This is a genomic window from Streptomyces niveiscabiei (assembly GCF_033794345.1).
GTDB lineage: Bacteria > Actinomycetota > Actinomycetes > Streptomycetales > Streptomycetaceae > Streptomyces > Streptomyces niveiscabiei.
This window is the reverse complement of the sequence record NZ_JARAYJ010000001.1, coordinates 403,911-421,723: the sequence shown is the minus strand read 5'-3', so window position 1 is coordinate 421,723 and position 17,813 is coordinate 403,911. Positions and strand designations below refer to the sequence as shown.

Below are 17,813 nucleotides of genomic sequence, written 5' to 3'. Positions count from 1 at the left end.
GGAGACTTCCACGTCGACGTAGTCGTGGACCTCGACGTCGGTCTTGCCGGTGGCCGACTTGTTGGATCTTGCCTTTGAATCGGAACGGGCTGGTCAGGGAGAGGCCGTTGAGGCGGGCCGCGTCGAAGCCTTCGCCGGCGACCTTGTCGATGGCCAGGAGCGCGGTCGGGCCGGCGTTTTCCGAGTCGAGGGCGGTGCGGACCTCGGCGCGCTCGGCCGCGTCGGCGGCGAGTTCTCCGTACAGAGCCTGGAAGGAGACGCCGTTGTCGCCGGTCTCCTCGGTAGTGAAGGCGGTGGGGTGGACGATCAGGTGCTTGGTGAAGGTGGTCTGGTCGGCGATCTCGTGGCGGATGGGGCCGCACTGCATGGTGATGAGCGCGTCCATCTGGTCCGCGCGGTAGGGGGTGGCGGACAGGCTGCCCAGCGGCGCACGGCGGCTCTGTTCACCGCTGCCACGGCGGCGGGGGCGCCGATGGCGTGGCACTCGTCCACGATGACCAGGCCGTAGCCGTCCAGGAGTTGGTCGGGGGCGTCGCGGTGGGCGAGGGACTGGAGCATCACCAGGTCGACCACGCCGCCGCGGCGGTCCTTGCCGCCGCCCAGTGATCCGACTTCCTTCGTGCCCAGGTTGAGGAAGGTGGCCAGGCGTTCGCGCCACTGGGCGAGGAGTTCGGCCTTGTTCACGATAATCGCCGTCGGCTGTGCGGTCTGGGCGATCAAAGCGCAGGCCATCACGGTCTTTCCGGTGCCTGGCGGGGCCACGAGTACGCCGGTCGTGTGCGCGGCCATCGTGTCGACGGCTTTGGCCTGCACCGGAGTGAGTTCACCGGTGAAGCGTGCGGTGATCGCCTCGTGCGTGGGCAGGTTGTCGTCGATGCGCAGGTCTCCGCCTGCGGAGGCGATGAGCTTGGTCGCTTCGTCGGCCAGTCCTCGGGGGATGCGCAGCCAGTCGGAGTCGCTCGCGTCGAAGCACATCACGAACCGGGGCGTCCCGAACGTGGAGGAGCGCATCTTCTGCTTCTTGTAGAAGTCCGGGTTGTGCAGGCTCGCCAGGTGCTTGAGAGCGGGGCGGCCAGCCCCTGGGTGGCGATGGCCAGCATGGCCCCCAGCCGGGTGCGTACTACCTCGGGAGCCTTGCCGAGCGCGGTGCGCCGCGGCTTCGGCGGCATCGCCTCGAGCGTGGCCGCCGGGCCGACCGTGACCGGAGCCAGCGTGTCCACCAGGGCCTCCACCTCGCCTCGGCTCAGCCGCTGGATCTGGGAGAGGTGGGCGAACTGGTCGGGGTGGGGCGTCCAGGTCGCCGGGTCGCAGAAGAGGGTGGTGCCGCGCTCGCGGCAGTCGCCGTTGAGCGGCAGGGCGATCAGGTTGCCGAAACTGCCGTTGCCGGAGGACTTGGTCGGCAGCAGGTCCTGGGAGGGGAAGAACCGGTCGAAGCTGGCAAGGGACATCCGCTCGCGTGCGGTCATGGCGTCGCGCAGCAGTGCGGCGCCCAGCTGCCGGGCGAGGCCGGCGGGGACGGGTTCGGTGAAGAACGTCCATACGTGGGCGCCTTCGCCGGACCGGGAGATCTCCGCGTACGCCGGGACGCCGGCCGCCTGGTAGTAGGCGGCGTCGCCGCGCCAGTCCTTGTCGTCGAAGTCTCAGGCCAGCAGTCGGCGAGTGTCGTCGGCGAGCAGGGGATACAGCCCGACGTGCAGGGCTTGTGAGCCGGGTTCGGGGCGGCTGAGGTGCTCGATGAGGACACGGTCGGTCAGTGGCAGCAGCTCGCGTTCCGCGCCGGCACGGCGCTCCCAGGGCCGTTTGGTCTCTGCCGGGCTCCATCCCGTCTTTCCGGACTTGGTGGCCCACCGGCGGGCGTATACGTCGCTGCGGCCCGCGAACAGCGCTTTGAACAGGGAGAGTTTCGCCTTCACCGTCGAGCGTGCATCGGCCCAGGGCAGGCCGGACGGTGACACCGGCACCACAGCAGGATCCTGAACGGCGGACGGCACCTGCTGCGGGGGTGACGGCTCGTCCCAGCAGGGGACCGCCTGCGCGGCCGGTCCCAGCAGGTCGCGTAGGTGCCGGTTCTCCTCGCGCAGCGCCGCGTTCTCCTCCACCGCCACGTCCAGCCGGATGCGCAGCTCGGAGGGGTCTTCCCAGACATCCACGTCCGCCATGATGTCCGATTCCCGCCCTGAGTATGCGTGTGCCGCGGCCAGCGCCAGTGTGTGCACGGCGACCGGCCCTTGCTCATGGACGTCGCGCCATGGGAAGTTGCGTCGTGGAACAGGCATGAACGTCGTTGGCACGCAGATCGTGCACTTCGTCGCAGCCGTCAACTGGGCTCCATCAGCGGCTGGATGACCGTAGCCGCCGTCCGTGTCCCGCTCAAGGGCGTTCGGCTCAACGAGCAGCAGCACCGGGACACCGAGATCAGACTGGCCCGGCTGGTCACCGTCCTTGCCCTCGGTGAAGTCCGCCACCGGACCTTCAGCGGCCGGCTGGCGCCAGGCCCACGCGACGTATTCCGCCCCAGGGGCTCTCCCGCAGCGGCGGTCATGTCCGCCATCCTGCGAGCAATCGGGATGTCAAGGGCCTTCCGCCATCCGGGTGCGGGAACCTTCCGTAACGCTAGGGTTTTCGGAAGATCCGGGACGGCACGCCGCCGAGTAGAGGGACGAACGCGTCATGGGGCAAGGGGCACGGGAGCGACTGGCGGAGCTGTTGGACAGCTCGGAGCGGCGCGGGGACTTCAGTACCCGTATCGAGATGCCCGCCCGCGCGCTGCGTATCACGGTCGACGGCGTCGGTGACCTATTGCTCCCCGTACGCGCCCCAGTCACCAGGAAGCTGATCGCCCAGGCCCGGCAGGCCCGCTTTGGGCGCGGGGAGCAGACCCTGTCCGACACCGGCGTCCGCGACACCTGGGAGATCACTCCGGACCGGTTCACCCTGGGTGGCCCCGACTGGCAGCCCACGCTGAGCGGTGTCCTCGACGGGGTCCGCACCGCGCTGGGCCTTCCGCCCACCACCATCCTGCGGGCCGAACCGCACGCGCTCCTCGTCTACGGCAAAGGCCAGTTCTTCCTGCCGCACCAGGACTCCGAGAAAGAGGACTCCATGGTGGGCAGCCTCGTCGTCTCGCTGCCCTCGCACCACACCGGCGGCGAACTCGTCGTCGAACACGCCGGCCGCTCCGTCACGTACAAGGCGTCGAGGGAACGGCTGACCTTTACCGCCTTCTACGCGGACTGCCGCCACGAGGTCAAGCCCGTCACCTCCGGTTACCGCATCACCCTCACCATGAACCTGCTCGCCGAGCCCGTTCGTCCGGTCGGCGAACCTGGCGGCAGCCCGGTGGCGGACCTGGCCCAGTGCCTGACCGAGCATTTCACCCAGCCCGCCGAGGACCGCTACGGCTACGGCCGCACCAAGCCCGAGCCGCCGGGCCGGCTCGTCTACCTCCTCGACCACGAGTACACCCAGCGAGGCCTGGACTGGGACCGTCTCAAGGGCGTCGACGCCACCCGCGCCGACCTGCTCCGCCAGGCCGCCGGACAGGCCGACTGCGAAGCGGTCCTCGCCCTCGCGGAGGTGAAGGAGACCTGGGACGCCCAACCCCCCTACGACCGTTACGACTACTACGGCGAGGTCGAGCACTTCGACGACTGCGAGGACGATGAGTGTGAAGGCGAGTGCCTTCTCGACCCCGACGGCGAGCCCGGCGCCGAGCGCCGCCGCAGCGGCGACTTCTCCGACTACGAGCTCACCGACCTGATCGACGACGAGATCACCCTGGGCTGGTGGACCCGCCCCGAGCACGCCGGCGGTGAGCAGATCTCGCTGCCCGTTCCGTACGCCGAGGTGTGCGCCACCACCGCGACCAAGGACCTCACGCCCTACCAGTCCGAGTACGAGGGCTACATGGGCAACTACGGCAACACCCTGGACCGCTGGTACCGGCGGGCCGCGGTGGTGCTCTGGCCCCGGCAGCGCTCGTTCGTGGCACGTGCCGAAGCAGGCTCCGCGCAAGCCGTGCGGGAACTCCAGGGCCGCCTGGACGCCGGGGAGCTGGAGTTGGCGCGTACGCTCGCCCGGTCGCTCGCGCCGATCTGGAACCACCACGGTTCGGGCCCGGCGGCAGCCCCGCTCTTCGCCGCGGCTCTGGGCGTCGCGGTGGGAGTGGAGGAAGCGGACACCGCCGCGATGCTCCTCGCGCCTTTCGGGGTGGAGACCCTGGACGAGCGGCACGCCCCCGATCTCGCGAAAGCGGCCGCACGGTACGGACGGACGTGGGCACGCGGAGTCGTCGACAGCTGGTTCGACCCGGCCGGTGCCTACACCGGGGCCGACCGGGGCGCCTGGCTCGAAACCCTGCCTGGCCTCGGCGCCGCGCTGCGGAGTGTGGACGGTGACGGAGACGGGGTGGCCACACCACTGGCCGAGGGGGTCTGGCGCGCGTTCGAGCAGCAGCTCACCGGCTGGCTCGGCATCGGTCGGGAGAAGGAGCGCCAGGCGGCCCTGGAGCGGCTCGGCACCCCGCTCGCCCACATCCTGCGGGTGGCCGGTCCCGAGACCGCCGAAATGATCACCACCGCTCTACGCAGCCGCCCGGACACCGTACTGGAATGCCTGCTCCCGTCCCTGCGTACCGCGGCCCGCCGACGGGCCGGCGTCCGCGACGGCACCCCGGCGGCCCGCGCTTTCCAGTCCCTCGCCGACCACTGCGAGACCCGGCTGACCGCAGCCCTGGCCCGCCCCGTCCGGGCGGCGGACGACTGGTCCCTCACCCCGGATCGCGGCTGCCCATCCGACTGCGACCTCTGCCCCGGCCTGGACAACTTCCTCACCTCCCGTACCCGCAGGACCATGGAGTGGCCGCTCGCCAAGGACAAGCGCCGCCACATCCACAGCCGCATCGACCTCGCCGGCCTGCCCGTCTCCCACACCACCCGGCGCCAGGGACGCCCCTACACCCTGGTCCTGGCCAAGACGGACGCGGTGTTCACCCGCGAGCGGGCGGCCCGTTCCCGCGCCGAGACCGACCTGACCTGGCTCCAGGAGAAGTGGCCCAGGCCACGCGGCTGAGGGCTGACCGGCGCCCGTGGGACGAACCCGATCTCCTCATCGTGCCGATAAGGCACGGCGGCGGTGCATTTCGCTCCTGGGCGTGGTCTCGCTCTGGCCGCCCAGGCAAGCCCATATGGTGGTGGTGTCGAAGAGCCCGGTGGCGTCCGGTGCGGTGTCGTTGTGCCTGTCGCCCTCGCTCACCGCGGCGCGGGTGAGTTGTCCGAGAAGGCTCCGTTGCGCGTCGCCGCGTCGAGCATGGCCAGCAGCTGTCGGGTCTCATCGAGGAGGACTTGGCCGCGCTGGGGCGCGGTGACCGGACGCTCGCGGTGATCGAACAGAGCGAAGCCGGCGGCATCCTCCAGCATCCGGAGGTGCCCGGTGAGCGAGGTTCGGGGGAGGCCCAGGGCGAGGGCCGCCGCGCGAAGTGAGGGGTGTCCCGCCACCAACAGGGCCCTTCAGGCTTGCGGTCGCCGGCCAGACGACGCTCGGCGATGGCCATCTCCTCGCCGTCGATGACCTGCCGCCAGGCCCGCTCGACCTCGTCTTCAGGCACGACTCGGGGATGCCGGTACCCGGCTAGGAACCGATGTTCTCCAGGAGCGTCCGCTCCGCCCCGGACCAGATCTCGTACTCCCAGCCGTGCCGCTCGATCAGCTGCCCCCGGCCAGGCCAGCGCCTGCACGACCTTGGGGTCATCCGGCCGCGAGGCCGGTTTGACGTCGACGACTCGCACCGTTCCCGAACGCATCTCCAGGAGGAAGTCCGGGACGTGACTGCGCACCCTGCCGTCGACCCGCGCCACCATGCGGCAGGGTTGGGCATAGATCCCGCACACCGCCGGATCGAAGTCGGCGAGCAGCGGACGGGCCAGCTCCAGACGGCTCTCGTAGACGACCTGACCACCCGTCGTCGCACAGGCGTAGTCGCCCGAGTAGTGCGCCATGCCATGGACCGAACGCACCCGACGCCACGGCTCGGACTCGGTGAAATGCTTCAGCCGGAGTTGAGAGACGGGGACCTCACGTGTCGTTCCGTCCACGTACCGGATTGATGCCATCGGGATCGCGTGCTTGCTGCGGGCCCTGCGCGGGCGTTTCGTCGCCATGCTTGAACGGTGCGAAGCGCTCACTCCACGCAAACCGCAAGATCGTAAGTGATCGACACCGAGAACCACTGAACGTGATCAGTGCTCATGATCACGCGGAATTGCTCACGAAACCGCGGATCCTAGAGCCTGCCATGACCGGCGAAGGGAGTGTTTATCGTCAGGGAGACGACTAAGATCGCCGCATGCCCTACGACCCGTCAGCCTTCCCGCCCTTCGCCGTCACCGTGGACCTGGTCGTGCTGACCGTGCGGCGCCACGCCCTGTGCGCGCTGGCGGTCCGCCGGGGTGAACCGCCGTTCCAGGGGAGATGGGCGCTCCCCGGCGGCTTCGTACGGGCCGACGAGGACCTGTCGCAGGCCGCGGCGCGCGAACTCGCCGAGGAGACCGGGCTGCACGCCCACGAACCCGCCGTCCCCGCCCAGGACAACGGCGCCCACCTCGAACAGCTCGCCACCTACGGCGACCCCAAGCGCGACCCGCGCATGCGCGTCGTCAGCGTCGCCCACCTCGCGCTCGCCCCCGACCTGCCCGCCCCGCGCGCGGGAGGCGACGCCAGCAACGCCCGCTGGGCGCCGGTCGAGGAACTCCTCCAGCAGGGCGGCTACGGCCGGGACGGCGACCCCGTCGCGCCGCTCGCCTTCGACCACGCGCAGATCCTCGCCGACGGCGTCGAGCGCGCCCGCTCCAAGATCGAGTACTCCTCCCTGGCCACCGCGTTCTGCCCCACCGAGTTCACCGTCGGCGAGCTGCGCCGGGTCTACGAGGCGGTGTGGGGCGTCGCCCTCGACCCGCGCAACTTCCACCGCAAGGTGACCGGGACACCGGGCTTCCTCGTCCCCACGGGCGGCACCACCACCCGCCAGGGCGGCCGGCCCGCCCAGCTCTTCCGCGCGGGCGGCGCGACGCTGCTCAACCCGCCGATGCTGCGCCCCGAGGTGTGAGGAGTACCCCGAAGAGCGCCGCCTCGCCGTCAACCGGCCTGCCCTGAGCCCCACTGTGCCCCCGGGCTCGGTGCGCCCGGCCGTGCGCTGCCTGAAAAACCCCAAATAGGGCGCTATCTTGCTGCGGGTGATCCAGGCCTTCGGACTGACCAGTATCCCCCGCAAGGATCTCCCTCCCGCCGTCGACGACGTCTCCTTCGAGGCGCGCGTCGGGCATGTCACGGTGCTCCTCGGGGCCCCGGAGGCGGGCAAGAGTACGGTGCTCAGACTCATGCTCGAACTCCAGCAGGGCCGTGGCGTCACGTACTTCAGAGGCCGCCCCCTGCACCGCATCGCCCACCCCGCGCGCGAGGTCGGCGTGCTCCTCGGCGACGTACCGGGGCACCCGGGCCGCACGGTCCGAGGCCACCTGCGGATGCTGTGCGCGGCGACCGGCGTCCCGGCCGGGCGGGCCGACGAGGTCCTCGAAGCGGTCGGCCTCGTGAGCCTGCGCGAGGAGCGCCTGGCCGCCCTCTCCCGGGGCATGGACCGCCGCCTCGGCCTCGCCTGCGCCCTCCTCGCCGACCCCCACACCCTCGTCCTCGACGACCCCGCCGACGGCCTCTGCGCGCGCGAGAGCCGCTGGCTGTACGACATGCTCACGGCCCACGCCCGCCACGGCGGAACCGTTCTGCTGGCCATGACCGACCCCAAGGAGGCCGCCCGCACCGCCGACCGCGTCGTCACCCTGGACCGGGGCCGCGTCGCCGCCGACCAGGACGCGCCCGCCTTCGCGCGCACCCGCCTGCGCCCCCGCGTCGCCGTCCGCACCCCGCACGCCGCCCGCCTCGCCGCCGAACTCACCAAGGACGCCCGCACCACCCGCCGCTCCGTCGAGGTCGTCCAGGAGGACGGCAACCATCTCTCCGTGTACGGCAGTTCGTGCGCCGACATCGGGGACGTCGCCTTCCGTACCGGCATCCTCGTCCACCAACTCGCCGACGAGGTGGGGGACATGGGGCCCGGGGTGCGCGAGGACGCCGACGCGGAGCCGGCTGACGGCGCCGTCGGAAGCGCCGAGCCCGAACCGCGCGCGCACGACGCCTCCCCCCTCCCGCCCCCCATCTCCGTCCGCTCCGCGCCGACGCCCCTGCGCCCCCTGCGCTACGAACTGCGGCGGGCCTGCGGGATCAGCACGGGGTTCCTCGTCGGCGCGGGGACGCTGGTCGTCTCCGTGGTCACCGCGCTGCTGCTGGCCCGGCTCGGACACACCCCGCAGGCGCGGCTGTTCGCGGCGTGGCCCGCGCAGTCGCCGCTGCCTCCGGCGGCCCTCGGGGCGGGGCTGCTGGGGGCGCTGGCCTTCGGGGACGAGTTCCGGCACCCCGCGCTGGCCGCGGACCGCGGCACCGTGCCCCGGCGGCTGGGGCTGCTGGCCGCGAAGCTCCTCGTCGCCGCCCTCACCGCGCTGCTGCTGGCCTTCCTCACCGTGGGCTGCGACGCCGAGGCGCTCTACCTGGTCTACGGACGGGAGGTCGCGGAAGTTCCCGCGGACTGGCCGGCTCTCGGCGCGAGTTGGGCCGGCCTCGTGGTCGGGTGCGCCTGGGCCGGGGTGCTGGCGGCCGGCGTGTTCCGGTCCACGACCGCCGGACTCGCGGCCGTGCTCGCCGTACCCGTCGCCGTCGTACCGCTGCTGCACCGGCTGTCGGCCGGCACGTCCGTGCGTACGGCGGCCGGGATGCTCGCGCGGGCGCGCGAGCTGTTCCTGCTGCGCTGGCCCTTCGGCGGCGAGCGCTACCTCGACGCCGTCGCGCGCGTGGTGGCCCAACCCGTGGGCGGCGCACTGGCGTTGTCGCTCACCACCCTGCTGTGCGCGTACCTGCTCACCACCCTGCGCGGCCGGGTCCGATGACGGCCCTCCGCGCGTGCGGTGCGCACAACTCCCCCCAGAAAGCCCATTTCTTTCCGATAAGGCGTCAATTCCGACGGGGTGAGCGATCACCCTTTCGTGTGCTTTTCACCAAAGCCCTCAAGGGAGTTGGGGCCGACGCCGACAAAAGATCCGTGAGTACCCTTGCGCACACCATGATGACCGCCGCCCGCTCCGCCGACTCCGGTCTGGCCGCCCCGGGCGAACTCGACCGTTACCCCTACGCCGAGCCCCCCGCCGACCGCTCTCCCGTCTGGGACGGCGTCGATTCCGACCTCGGCCGCGTGGGCCGTCGCGCCACCGGCAGCCGCGGGCGCGGGCTGCACGGCCAACTCGTCCAGCAGCTCGGGCAGATGATCGTCTCCGGCGACCTCGGCGCCGACCGCCCCCTGGTGCCCGAGGAGATCGGACAGCGCTTCGAGGTCTCCCGCACCGTCGTCCGCGAGTCGCTGCGTGTCCTGGAGGCCAAGGGCCTGGTGAGCGCCCGGCCGAACGTCGGCACGCGCGTGCGCCCCGTCAGCGACTGGAACCTGCTCGACCCCGACATCATCGAGTGGCGCGCCTTCGGCCCGCAGCGCGACGACCAGCGCCGTGAGCTGACCGAACTGCGCTGGACCATCGAGCCGCTCGCCGCCCGCCTGGCCGCCGGGCACGGCCGGGAGGACGTCCAGCAGCGGCTGTCCGACATGGTCGAGATCATGGGGCACGCCATGGCGCAGGGCGACGCGCTGACGTACTCGCGCGCGGACGCCGAGTTCCACACCCTGCTCATCCAGGTCGCCGGCAACCGCATGCTGGAGCACCTCTCCGGGATCGTCTCCTCCGCCCTCCAGGTCTCCGGCGGCCCGGCCACCGGCTGCGACCGGCCGAACGAGGCGTCCCTCGCGCACCACGCGCGCATGGTCGACGCGCTCGCCGCGGGCGACGCCGCGGGCGCGGAGGCGGCGATGCGGCAGCTGCTCACCGTCCACCCCGAGGTGGAGCGCGTGGTCCCGGCGCCGCGCGAGCACTGACCGCGCCCTCGCGGGCGGTGCGGCCCGGGACGCTCTTCCCCCCTCCGGCGTCCCTCCGGGCCGGTGCCCCGCCCTCCGGTCGGACTCCGCAGGACCCCTCGCGGGCCCTGCGGAGTCCGACGGTGCGGCATGGTGGGAGAGCGCTTCGATCATGAAGCGATCACGGATGCGGCCTCCTCTGACCATGTCTGACCGTTTTTGAGCGCTTACGGGGTGTGACTCGGGCCACGTAGATTGGGCGTAACGCTCGTGGGAACAGCGCGATGACCTAAGAGGTGACAGCCGAGGAGGGAATACGGACGCCGTTCACGGCGCTGTGCATTCTCCCGGCCCCCCGCCCGCCCGTCGGCCCATCCCCAAGGCCGGTGGTCGGCTCCTGTCCGCAGTGGACGGGGCCGGAAGCCGTTTTCCAACGTTCCGAGAGGTTGTTCGTGTCGGCCAGCACATCCCGTACGCTCCCGCCGGAGATCGCCGAGTCCGTCTCTGTCATGGCGCTCATTGAGCGGGGAAAGGCTGAGGGGCAGATCGCCGGCGACGATGTGCGTCGGGCCTTCGAAGCTGACCAGATTCCGGCCACTCAGTGGAAGAACGTACTGCGCAGCCTCAACCAGATCCTTGAGGAAGAGGGTGTGACGCTGATGGTCAGTGCCGCAGAGCCCAAGCGCACCCGAAAGAGCGTCGCAGCGAAGAGTCCGGCCAAGCGCACCGCCACCAAGACGGTCGCGGCGAAGACCGTGACCACCAGGAAGGCCACCGCCACCACGGCCGCTCCGGCCGCCGCGGTGGCCGGCGACGCCGAGGACTCGCCCGCGAAGAAGGCCGCAGCCAAGAAGGCCGCGCCCGCCGCGAAGAAGGCGGTCGCGAAGAAGGCGGCCCCCGCCAAGAAGACCGCGGCGAAGAAGACCGCGGCCAAGAAGGACGACGTCGAGCTCCTCGAGGACGAGGTCCTCGAAGAGGCGCCCGGCGCCGGCAAGACCGGTGACGAGCCCGAGGGCACCGAGAGCGCCGGCTTCGTCCTCTCCGACGAGGACGAGGACGACGCGCCGGCCCAGCAGGTCGCCGCCGCCGGTGCCACCGCCGACCCGGTCAAGGACTACCTCAAGCAGATCGGCAAGGTCCCCCTCCTCAACGCCGAGCAGGAGGTCGAGCTCGCCAAGCGCATCGAGGCGGGCCTGTTCGCCGAGGACAAGCTGTCCAACGCCGACAAGCTGGCCCCCAAGCTCAAGCGCGAGCTGGAGATCATCGCCGAGGACGGCCGCCGCGCCAAGAACCACCTGCTGGAGGCCAACCTCCGCCTCGTGGTCTCGCTGGCCAAGCGCTACACCGGCCGCGGCATGCTCTTCCTGGACCTCATCCAGGAGGGCAACCTCGGTCTGATCCGCGCGGTCGAGAAGTTCGACTACACCAAGGGCTACAAGTTCTCCACGTACGCCACCTGGTGGATCCGTCAGGCGATCACCCGCGCGATGGCCGACCAGGCCCGCACCATCCGTATCCCGGTGCACATGGTCGAGGTCATCAACAAGCTCGCGCGCGTGCAGCGCCAGATGCTCCAGGACCTGGGCCGCGAGCCCACCCCGGAGGAACTGGCCAAGGAACTCGACATGACCCCCGAGAAGGTCATCGAGGTCCAGAAGTACGGCCGCGAGCCCATCTCCCTGCACACCCCTCTGGGTGAGGACGGCGACAGCGAGTTCGGTGACCTCATCGAGGACTCCGAGGCCGTCGTCCCGGCCGACGCGGTCAGCTTCACGCTCCTCCAGGAGCAGCTGCACTCGGTCCTCGACACCCTGTCCGAGCGCGAGGCGGGCGTCGTCTCCATGCGCTTCGGTCTCACCGACGGTCAGCCGAAGACCCTCGACGAGATCGGCAAGGTCTACGGCGTGACCCGCGAGCGCATCCGCCAGATCGAGTCCAAGACCATGTCCAAGCTGCGCCACCCGTCCCGCTCCCAGGTGCTGCGCGACTACCTCGACTAGACAGGTCCGTACGACGACGGAGGCCCGGTTCCCCTGGAAGGAACCGGGCCTCCGTCGTCGTACGCGCGCGTGCGCGCTCCCGCGCGGTCGCTCACTCTGGGTTTCCGGTACCCATCCCAGAGTAAGGATCCTGCATGCGTCTTCCCCTGGTCCGGGCGCTCGCCCGGCCGCTGGTCCTGGCTACCGCGGCCGTCGCCATACCGCTGGTGAACGCCGCCCCGGCGGCCTCCGACGGCATCGTCGTGGGCGGGTTCCCGGTCGACGTCTCCCAGAGCCCCTGGACGGTCGCGCTGTCCAGCCGTGACCGGTTCGGCCGTACCCGGTCGGGGCAGTTCTGCGGCGGCGCCGCGGTCGCGCCGACCCTGGTCCTGACGGCGGCCCACTGCGTCGGCGAGGACGTGCTCGGCGCGCCCCCGGACCGGGTGCGGGACTTCAAGGTCGTCACCGGCCGCACCGACCTGTACACGGACGCGGGCCGGGAGATCGCCGTCCAGAGCACCTGGGTGAACCCGGAGTACGACCGCTCCAGCAACTCCGGCGACTTCGCCGTGCTCACCCTCGCCGAGCCGCTGCCCGAGACGTCGCTCATCGGGGCGGCCCCGGCGGGGGACCCGGCGTACGAGGCGGGGACGGAGGCCACGGTCTACGGCTGGGGCGACGTCTCCGGGTACGGCGAGTACGCGCACAGCCTGCGGGCCGCGCGGGTGCACGTCATGGCCGACGCGCGCTGCGAGCGGGCCTACCCCGGCGGGTCCGAGGGTGCCTACATCGCGCGGACGATGCTGTGCGCCGGGGAGGTCAGGGGCGGCCGGGACGCCTGCCAGGGAGACAGCGGCGGGCCGCTGGTGGCGCGGGGCAGACTGGTCGGCCTGGTGTCCTGGGGGAGCGGCTGCGGACGCCCGGGCAGTCCGGGGGTCTACACGCGCGTCTCCGACGTCCTGAGAGTCCTCAACGGTCCAGCGGGGTCGGGAGGGCCCGCCGGGCCGTCAGGCGGGCGCTGAGCGGCTTCGGCGGGTACGCGTACGGGCGGCGGTCCCTGTCTCCAGGGGCCGCCGCCCGTACGCCGGCCTATGCCGGTTCTGGCTCGTCGTGAACGCCGAAGGTCAGCGCTCGTCCTCGGAGGCGGTCGCGGGAACGGCCGTCAGCCGCTCCGTCTCATCCTGTATCTCGGCGGCGATCTTCTTGAGCTCCGGCTCGAACTTGCGGCCGTGGTGGGCGCAGAAGAGCAGTTCTCCGCCGCTCGCCAGGACAACGCGAAGGTAGGCCTGGGCGCCGCAGCGGTCGCAGCGATCGCCGGCCGTCAGCGGGCTCGCGGGGGTCAGAACAGTAGTCACGTCGCCTCTTCTCTAGCTCGACGAGCTGTCGTACCAGGGTCAACATCCAACCAGCCTCAAACGTTCCCGCTTGCGGCTTTCCCTCGAAAAAATCTTTCGAGGCGGCTGTCTGCTGCCGGTTTGGCGGCGAATGTGCCGTATTGCGCTTCTTGTGTGCTTACGGTTTCGCGCTGTCGATCATGTGGTCGGTCCTCCCGGCGGGATTGCCGGTTCGTTCTTGAGGACGTGCCCGGAGCCTAAATGGTTCATGCCTCGAAGGGAACGTGATATGTACTTCACTCCATCGGGCGATCGAACACGCATGCGACTCTGGACTAGTCTGACTCCAGACGAGGGTGGCGTGACAACGGCTCTACCTGGCCTCGGTACCCTCTTGACGGCGACCGAAGCCGTGCCCTTACCCAGAAGGGCCCCACCTGAAATTCAGCGAGGAGCGAACCGCGTGACCGCCGATACGTCCGTGCCGTCCACTGCGCTGCTGGCAGGAGCAGACCGGGACGGCTCCAACTACACCGCGCGGCACCTGCTCGTCCTCGAAGGACTTGAAGCCGTACGCAAGCGCCCGGGCATGTACATCGGATCGACCGACAGCCGCGGTCTGATGCACTGCCTGTGGGAGATCATCGACAACTCCGTCGACGAGGCGCTGGGCGGTTTCTGCGACCACATCGACGTGGTGCTGCACGACGACGGCTCCGTGGAGGTCCGCGACAACGGCCGCGGCATCCCGGTCGACGTCGAGCCCAAGACCGGCCTGTCCGGCGTCGAGGTCGTGATGACCAAGCTCCATGCGGGCGGCAAGTTCGGCGGTGGCTCCTACGCCGCCTCCGGCGGTCTGCACGGCGTGGGCGCCTCCGTCGTCAACGCCCTCTCCGCCCGGCTCGACGTCGAGGTCGACCGCAGCGGCAGCACCCACGCGATCAGCTTCCGCCGAGGCGTCCCCGGCGCCTTCGCGGCGGCCGGACCCGACGCCGGGTTCGAGGCGCAGAGCGGACTGCGCAGGACCAAGAAGGTCGCCAAGGCCCGCACCGGCACGCGCGTGCGCTACTGGGCCGACCGCCAGATCTTCCTCAAGGACGCCAAGCTCTCCCTGGAGCACCTCCACCAGCGCGCGCGCCAGACCGCGTTCCTGGTGCCCGGCCTGACCATCGTCGTCCGCGACGAACTCGGGCTCGGCGAGGGCGGCAGCAAGGGCGAGGAATCCTTCCGCTTCGACGGCGGGATCAGCGAGTTCTGCGAGTACCTGGCCACCGACAAGCCGGTCTGCGACATCCTCCGCTTCACCGGCCAGGGCACCTTCCGCGAGACCGTCCCCGTCCTCGACGAGCACGGCCAGATGACCCCCACCCAGGTCACTCGCGAACTCGGGGTGGACGTCGCGATGCGCTGGGGGACCGGCTACGACACGACCCTCAAGTCGTTCGTGAACATCATCGCCACGCCCAAGGGCGGCACCCACGTCGCCGGCTTCGAGCAGGCTGTCACGACCACGATGAACGAGGTGCTGCGCGCCAAGAAGCTCCTGCGCGTCGCCGAGGACGGCGTCCTCAAGGACGACGCTCTGGAGGGCCTCACCGCCGTCGTCACCGTCCGGCTCGCCGAACCGCAGTTCGAGGGCCAGACCAAGGAGGTTCTCGGCACCTCTGCGGCCCGCCGGATCGTCACCCAGGTCATCTCCAAGGAGCTCAAGGCGTTCCTGACCTCCACCAAGCGGGACGCCGCCGCGCAGGCGCGGGTCGTCATGGAGAAGGTCGTCGCCGCCGCGCGCACACGCGTGGCCGCCCGCCAGCACAAGGACGCCCAGCGCAGGAAGACCGCCCTGGAGTCGTCCTCCCTGCCGGCCAAGCTGGCCGACTGCCGCAGCGACGACGTCGACCGCAGCGAACTGTTCATCGTCGAGGGCGACTCCGCGCTCGGCACCGCCAAGCTCGCCCGCAACTCCGAGTTCCAGGCGCTGCTGCCGATCCGCGGCAAGATCCTCAACGTCCAGAAGTCGTCCGTCACGGACATGCTGAAGAACGCCGAGTGCGGCGCGATCATCCAGGTCATAGGAGCGGGGTCCGGCCGGACCTTCGACCTCGAAACCGCCCGCTACGGCAAGATCATCATGATGACCGACGCCGATGTGGACGGCTCCCACATCCGCTGCCTGCTGTTGACCCTGTTCCAGCGGTACATGCGGCCCATGGTCGAGGCCGGGCGCGTCTTCGCCGCGGTGCCGCCGCTGCACCGCATCGAACTCGTCCAGCCCAAGAAGGGCCAGGACAAGTACGTCTACACGTACTCGGACCGCGAACTGCGCGACAAGCTCATGGAGTTCCAGACCAAGGGCGTGCGGTACAAGGACTCCATCCAGCGGTACAAGGGCCTCGGCGAGATGGACGCGGACCAGCTGGCGGAGACGACGATGGACCCGCGGCACAGGACGCTGCGGCGGATCAACCTGTCCGACCTGGAGGCGGCGGAGCAGGTCTTCGACCTCCTGATGGGCAACGACGTGGCGCCGCGCAAGGAGTTCATCTCCAGCTCGGCGGCTACGTTGGACCGGTCGCGGATCGACGCGTAGCCGCTGCGCTCGGCTGGGGCCGGCGCGGTTCGTTCGTGCCGGGTTCGGATGTCGTCGGGGTGCAGGTCGGCGGGGGTGGCTCTCCACCCAGGGGTGGAGAGGGCGGGGGTGGATAAGTCCACCCTTGATCCACCCTGGCTCCGATCTCCTGGGCCTTCCGTTTCCGTAGCTTCGATGGTGTCGGCGGCAGTCGTCGCCGGCGTCCTCGTTCCGCTCACGGAGGCAGTGATGGCCGGGCTCGTCAACGCGTTGGTGATCGTGGTGGTGGTCGCCCTGGTGCTGGCGCGGCAGTTCCGCGCGGCGCCGGTCGACGGGGAGCGGCGCTGGTGGCTGGTGCCCGGGATCCTCGCCGTCGTGGCGCTGCGCGACCCGGGGTTGCTGGACGCCGGTCACCGCGTCTCCTCGGGTGTGCTGCTCGCCGTGGAGGTGCTGATCGGGCTCGTGTCGGGCGCCGGCTGGGCCTGGACGACCCGGATGTGGGTCGAGGAGGACGGCGTCGTCTGGAGCAGGAGCACCAGGGCGAGCCTGGGTGTGTGGGTCGGCGGTGTCGTCCTCAGGGTGGGCCTGTTCGGACTCGGCGCGGCCCTCGGCGTCCACCTGCACAGCGCGGCCCTGCTGCTGTCCCTCGCGGCGATGCTGCTGGTGCGCGCCGGGTTCGTCACCCACCGCGCGCGGACGCTCGCCCGTATCCACGTCCCCTCGCCGTCGTACGGTGACCAGGGGTCCTGGAAGACGAGGGAGCGGGTGTGACGGAGAACCCATGGATGCGCTGGCCGTCCCCGGAGGCGCTCGCCCGCAAGGGGAACTCCCCGGTCAGGAACTCGCTGGGCTGGGCCCTGCGGCTGCTGTTGATCGGCGTCATGCTGTGGAGCGCCTTCGACGGCGACTCCCGTGCCCACGGCTGGAACCTGGCCGCGGGCGTGGGGATGGCTCTCGTCGCCGCCGGCGCCGCGAGGGCCTTCTTCGCGACGACGCTCGCGCACCGTCTGTGGCCGTCGATGCTGCTCCTGGCGCTGCTGCTGGCCATCGCGGTCGCGGCTGAGGCGATGGGGTTCGGATCCCCGGCGCTCGTCCTGTGGTGCGGCTGCGCCGTCGTCGGGCTCCAGCGGCTTCCCCTGGGTGCCGCGCTTCCGTTCGCCTCCGTCTCCCTGAGCGCGTTCGCCGTGGTCAACGAGGACATGTGGCTGACCACGGCCGCCACGCTCGGCGCGCTGGCCCTGGTCGGCTACACCCTGCGGCTGGACGCCGAGGCGCGCGGCAACGCCGCGCGGCTGCTGGCCCAGGAGCGGGCCGCGCGGGCGGCCGAGGCGGAGTCTGCCGCGCTGACGGAGCGGGCCCGGATCGCCCGGGAGATCCACGACGTGCTGGCGCACAGCCTCTCGGCTCAGCTCGTGCACCTGGAGGCGGCCCGCCTGCTGATCGAGCGCGGCGCCGACCGGCAGCAGATCCTGGAGCGGGTGGTGGCGGCGCGGGGGATGGCCAGGGACGGCCTGGACGAGACCCGCCAGGCCCTGTCCGCGCTGCGCGGCGACCTGACCCCGCTGGAGGACTTCCTGACCGGCCTGGTGCGCGCGACGGACGGTGCGAGGGTCACCGTGGAGGGTGAACGCAGACCGCTGTCGGTCGAGGCGTCCCAGACCGTGCGCAGGGTCGCGCAGGAGGCCCTGACGAACGTCCGCAAGCACGCCCCGGGCGCCAAAGTCAGCCTCCGGCTCGCGTACGGCCCGGGCGAAGTGGCCCTGGACGTGCGGGACTCGGGCGGCTCGCCGGGCGAACTGGCGGGCGCGGGGGGCGGATACGGTCTCCTCGGCATGCGGGAGCGTGCCGAACTGCTGGGCGGCTCGCTGGAGGCGGGGCCGGACGAGGAAGGGTTCGCGGTGAGGCTGAGGGTGCCGGTATGACGGATACGACGGA

12 protein-coding genes and 2 pseudogenes are annotated in these 17,813 nt (G+C 71.1%); 9 read left to right on the top strand and 5 right to left on the bottom strand.

Annotated features, from left to right (window positions below; all coding sequences use genetic code 11):
* Positions 1–306: 306 nt before the first annotated feature.
* Positions 307–1,011 (bottom strand): DEAD/DEAH box helicase family protein, encoded by a 705-nt coding sequence (locus PV682_RS01825; protein WP_319723211.1) that lies wholly within the window; start codon positions 1,009–1,011, stop codon positions 307–309.
* Positions 975–2,159: pseudogene (locus PV682_RS44250) on the bottom strand (TOTE conflict system archaeo-eukaryotic primase domain-containing protein). The gene PV682_RS01825 and the pseudogene PV682_RS44250 overlap by 37 nt, the downstream one beginning before the upstream one ends.
* Positions 2,160–2,670: 511 nt before the next feature.
* Here PV682_RS44250 and PV682_RS01810 point away from each other — a divergent pair.
* Positions 2,671–5,070, top strand: coding sequence for a 2OG-Fe(II) oxygenase (locus tag PV682_RS01810; RefSeq protein WP_319723208.1), 2,400 nt, complete (start codon positions 2,671–2,673; stop codon positions 5,068–5,070).
* Between the two features lie 179 nt (positions 5,071–5,249).
* Here the strand turns inward: PV682_RS01810 and PV682_RS01805 are convergent, their stop codons facing one another.
* The gene (locus PV682_RS01805) at positions 5,250–5,495 is read right to left on the bottom strand and encodes a LysR family transcriptional regulator (protein WP_319723207.1); all 246 of its coding nucleotides are present in this window, start codon (positions 5,493–5,495) and stop codon (positions 5,250–5,252) included.
* A 32-nt stretch (positions 5,496–5,527) separates the two neighbouring features.
* Positions 5,528–6,109: pseudogene (locus tag PV682_RS44245) on the bottom strand (TnsA-like heteromeric transposase endonuclease subunit); the annotation flags it as partial.
* Positions 6,110–6,342: 233 nt separating this feature from the next.
* Here PV682_RS44245 and PV682_RS01800 point away from each other — a divergent pair.
* The 5 genes from PV682_RS01800 to PV682_RS01780 all read left to right on the top strand — a co-directional run bounded on the left by PV682_RS01800 (position 6,343) and on the right by PV682_RS01780 (position 13,000).
* The gene (locus tag PV682_RS01800; protein ID WP_055725355.1) at positions 6,343–7,101 is read left to right on the top strand and encodes an NUDIX hydrolase; all 759 of its coding nucleotides are present in this window, start codon (positions 6,343–6,345) and stop codon (positions 7,099–7,101) included.
* 127 nt (positions 7,102–7,228) lie between these two features.
* Complete coding sequence (locus PV682_RS01795; protein ID WP_319723206.1) at positions 7,229–8,989, top strand: ATP-binding cassette domain-containing protein; 1,761 nt, start codon at positions 7,229–7,231, stop codon at positions 8,987–8,989.
* A 152-nt stretch (positions 8,990–9,141) separates the two neighbouring features.
* A complete protein-coding gene (locus PV682_RS01790; RefSeq protein ID WP_055721809.1) occupies positions 9,142–10,020 on the top strand; it encodes a FadR/GntR family transcriptional regulator in 879 nt (292 codons plus the stop codon).
* Between the two features lie 431 nt (positions 10,021–10,451).
* The gene (locus PV682_RS01785; protein WP_055721811.1) at positions 10,452–11,999 is read left to right on the top strand and encodes an RNA polymerase sigma factor; all 1,548 of its coding nucleotides are present in this window, start codon (positions 10,452–10,454) and stop codon (positions 11,997–11,999) included.
* Positions 12,000–12,133: 134 nt separating this feature from the next.
* Positions 12,134–13,000, top strand: a complete 867-nt coding sequence (locus tag PV682_RS01780) for a serine protease (RefSeq protein ID WP_319723205.1) — start codon at positions 12,134–12,136, stop codon at positions 12,998–13,000.
* 102 nt (positions 13,001–13,102) lie between these two features.
* On the opposite strand, the gene PV682_RS01775 is transcribed toward PV682_RS01780, so the two are convergent.
* Positions 13,103–13,333, bottom strand: coding sequence for a DUF7455 domain-containing protein (locus tag PV682_RS01775; RefSeq protein ID WP_055721807.1), 231 nt, complete (start codon positions 13,331–13,333; stop codon positions 13,103–13,105).
* 442 nt (positions 13,334–13,775) lie between these two features.
* On the opposite strand from PV682_RS01775, the gene PV682_RS01770 reads away from it, so the two are divergent.
* The 3 genes from PV682_RS01770 to PV682_RS01760 all read left to right on the top strand — a co-directional run bounded on the left by PV682_RS01770 (position 13,776) and on the right by PV682_RS01760 (position 17,800).
* Positions 13,776–15,899 carry a DNA gyrase/topoisomerase IV subunit B gene (locus PV682_RS01770; RefSeq protein WP_319723203.1) on the top strand — a complete coding sequence of 708 codons (2,124 nt, stop codon included), beginning with the start codon at positions 13,776–13,778 and terminating at the stop codon, positions 15,897–15,899.
* A gap of 228 nt (positions 15,900–16,127) precedes the next feature.
* A complete protein-coding gene (locus PV682_RS01765; RefSeq protein ID WP_319723350.1) occupies positions 16,128–16,649 on the top strand; it encodes a DUF1453 domain-containing protein in 522 nt (173 codons plus the stop codon).
* Positions 16,646–17,800, top strand: coding sequence for a sensor histidine kinase (locus PV682_RS01760; RefSeq protein ID WP_319723201.1), 1,155 nt, complete (start codon positions 16,646–16,648; stop codon positions 17,798–17,800). The genes PV682_RS01765 and PV682_RS01760 overlap by 4 nt, the downstream gene beginning before the upstream one ends.
* The last annotated feature ends 13 nt before the right edge of the window (positions 17,801–17,813 follow it).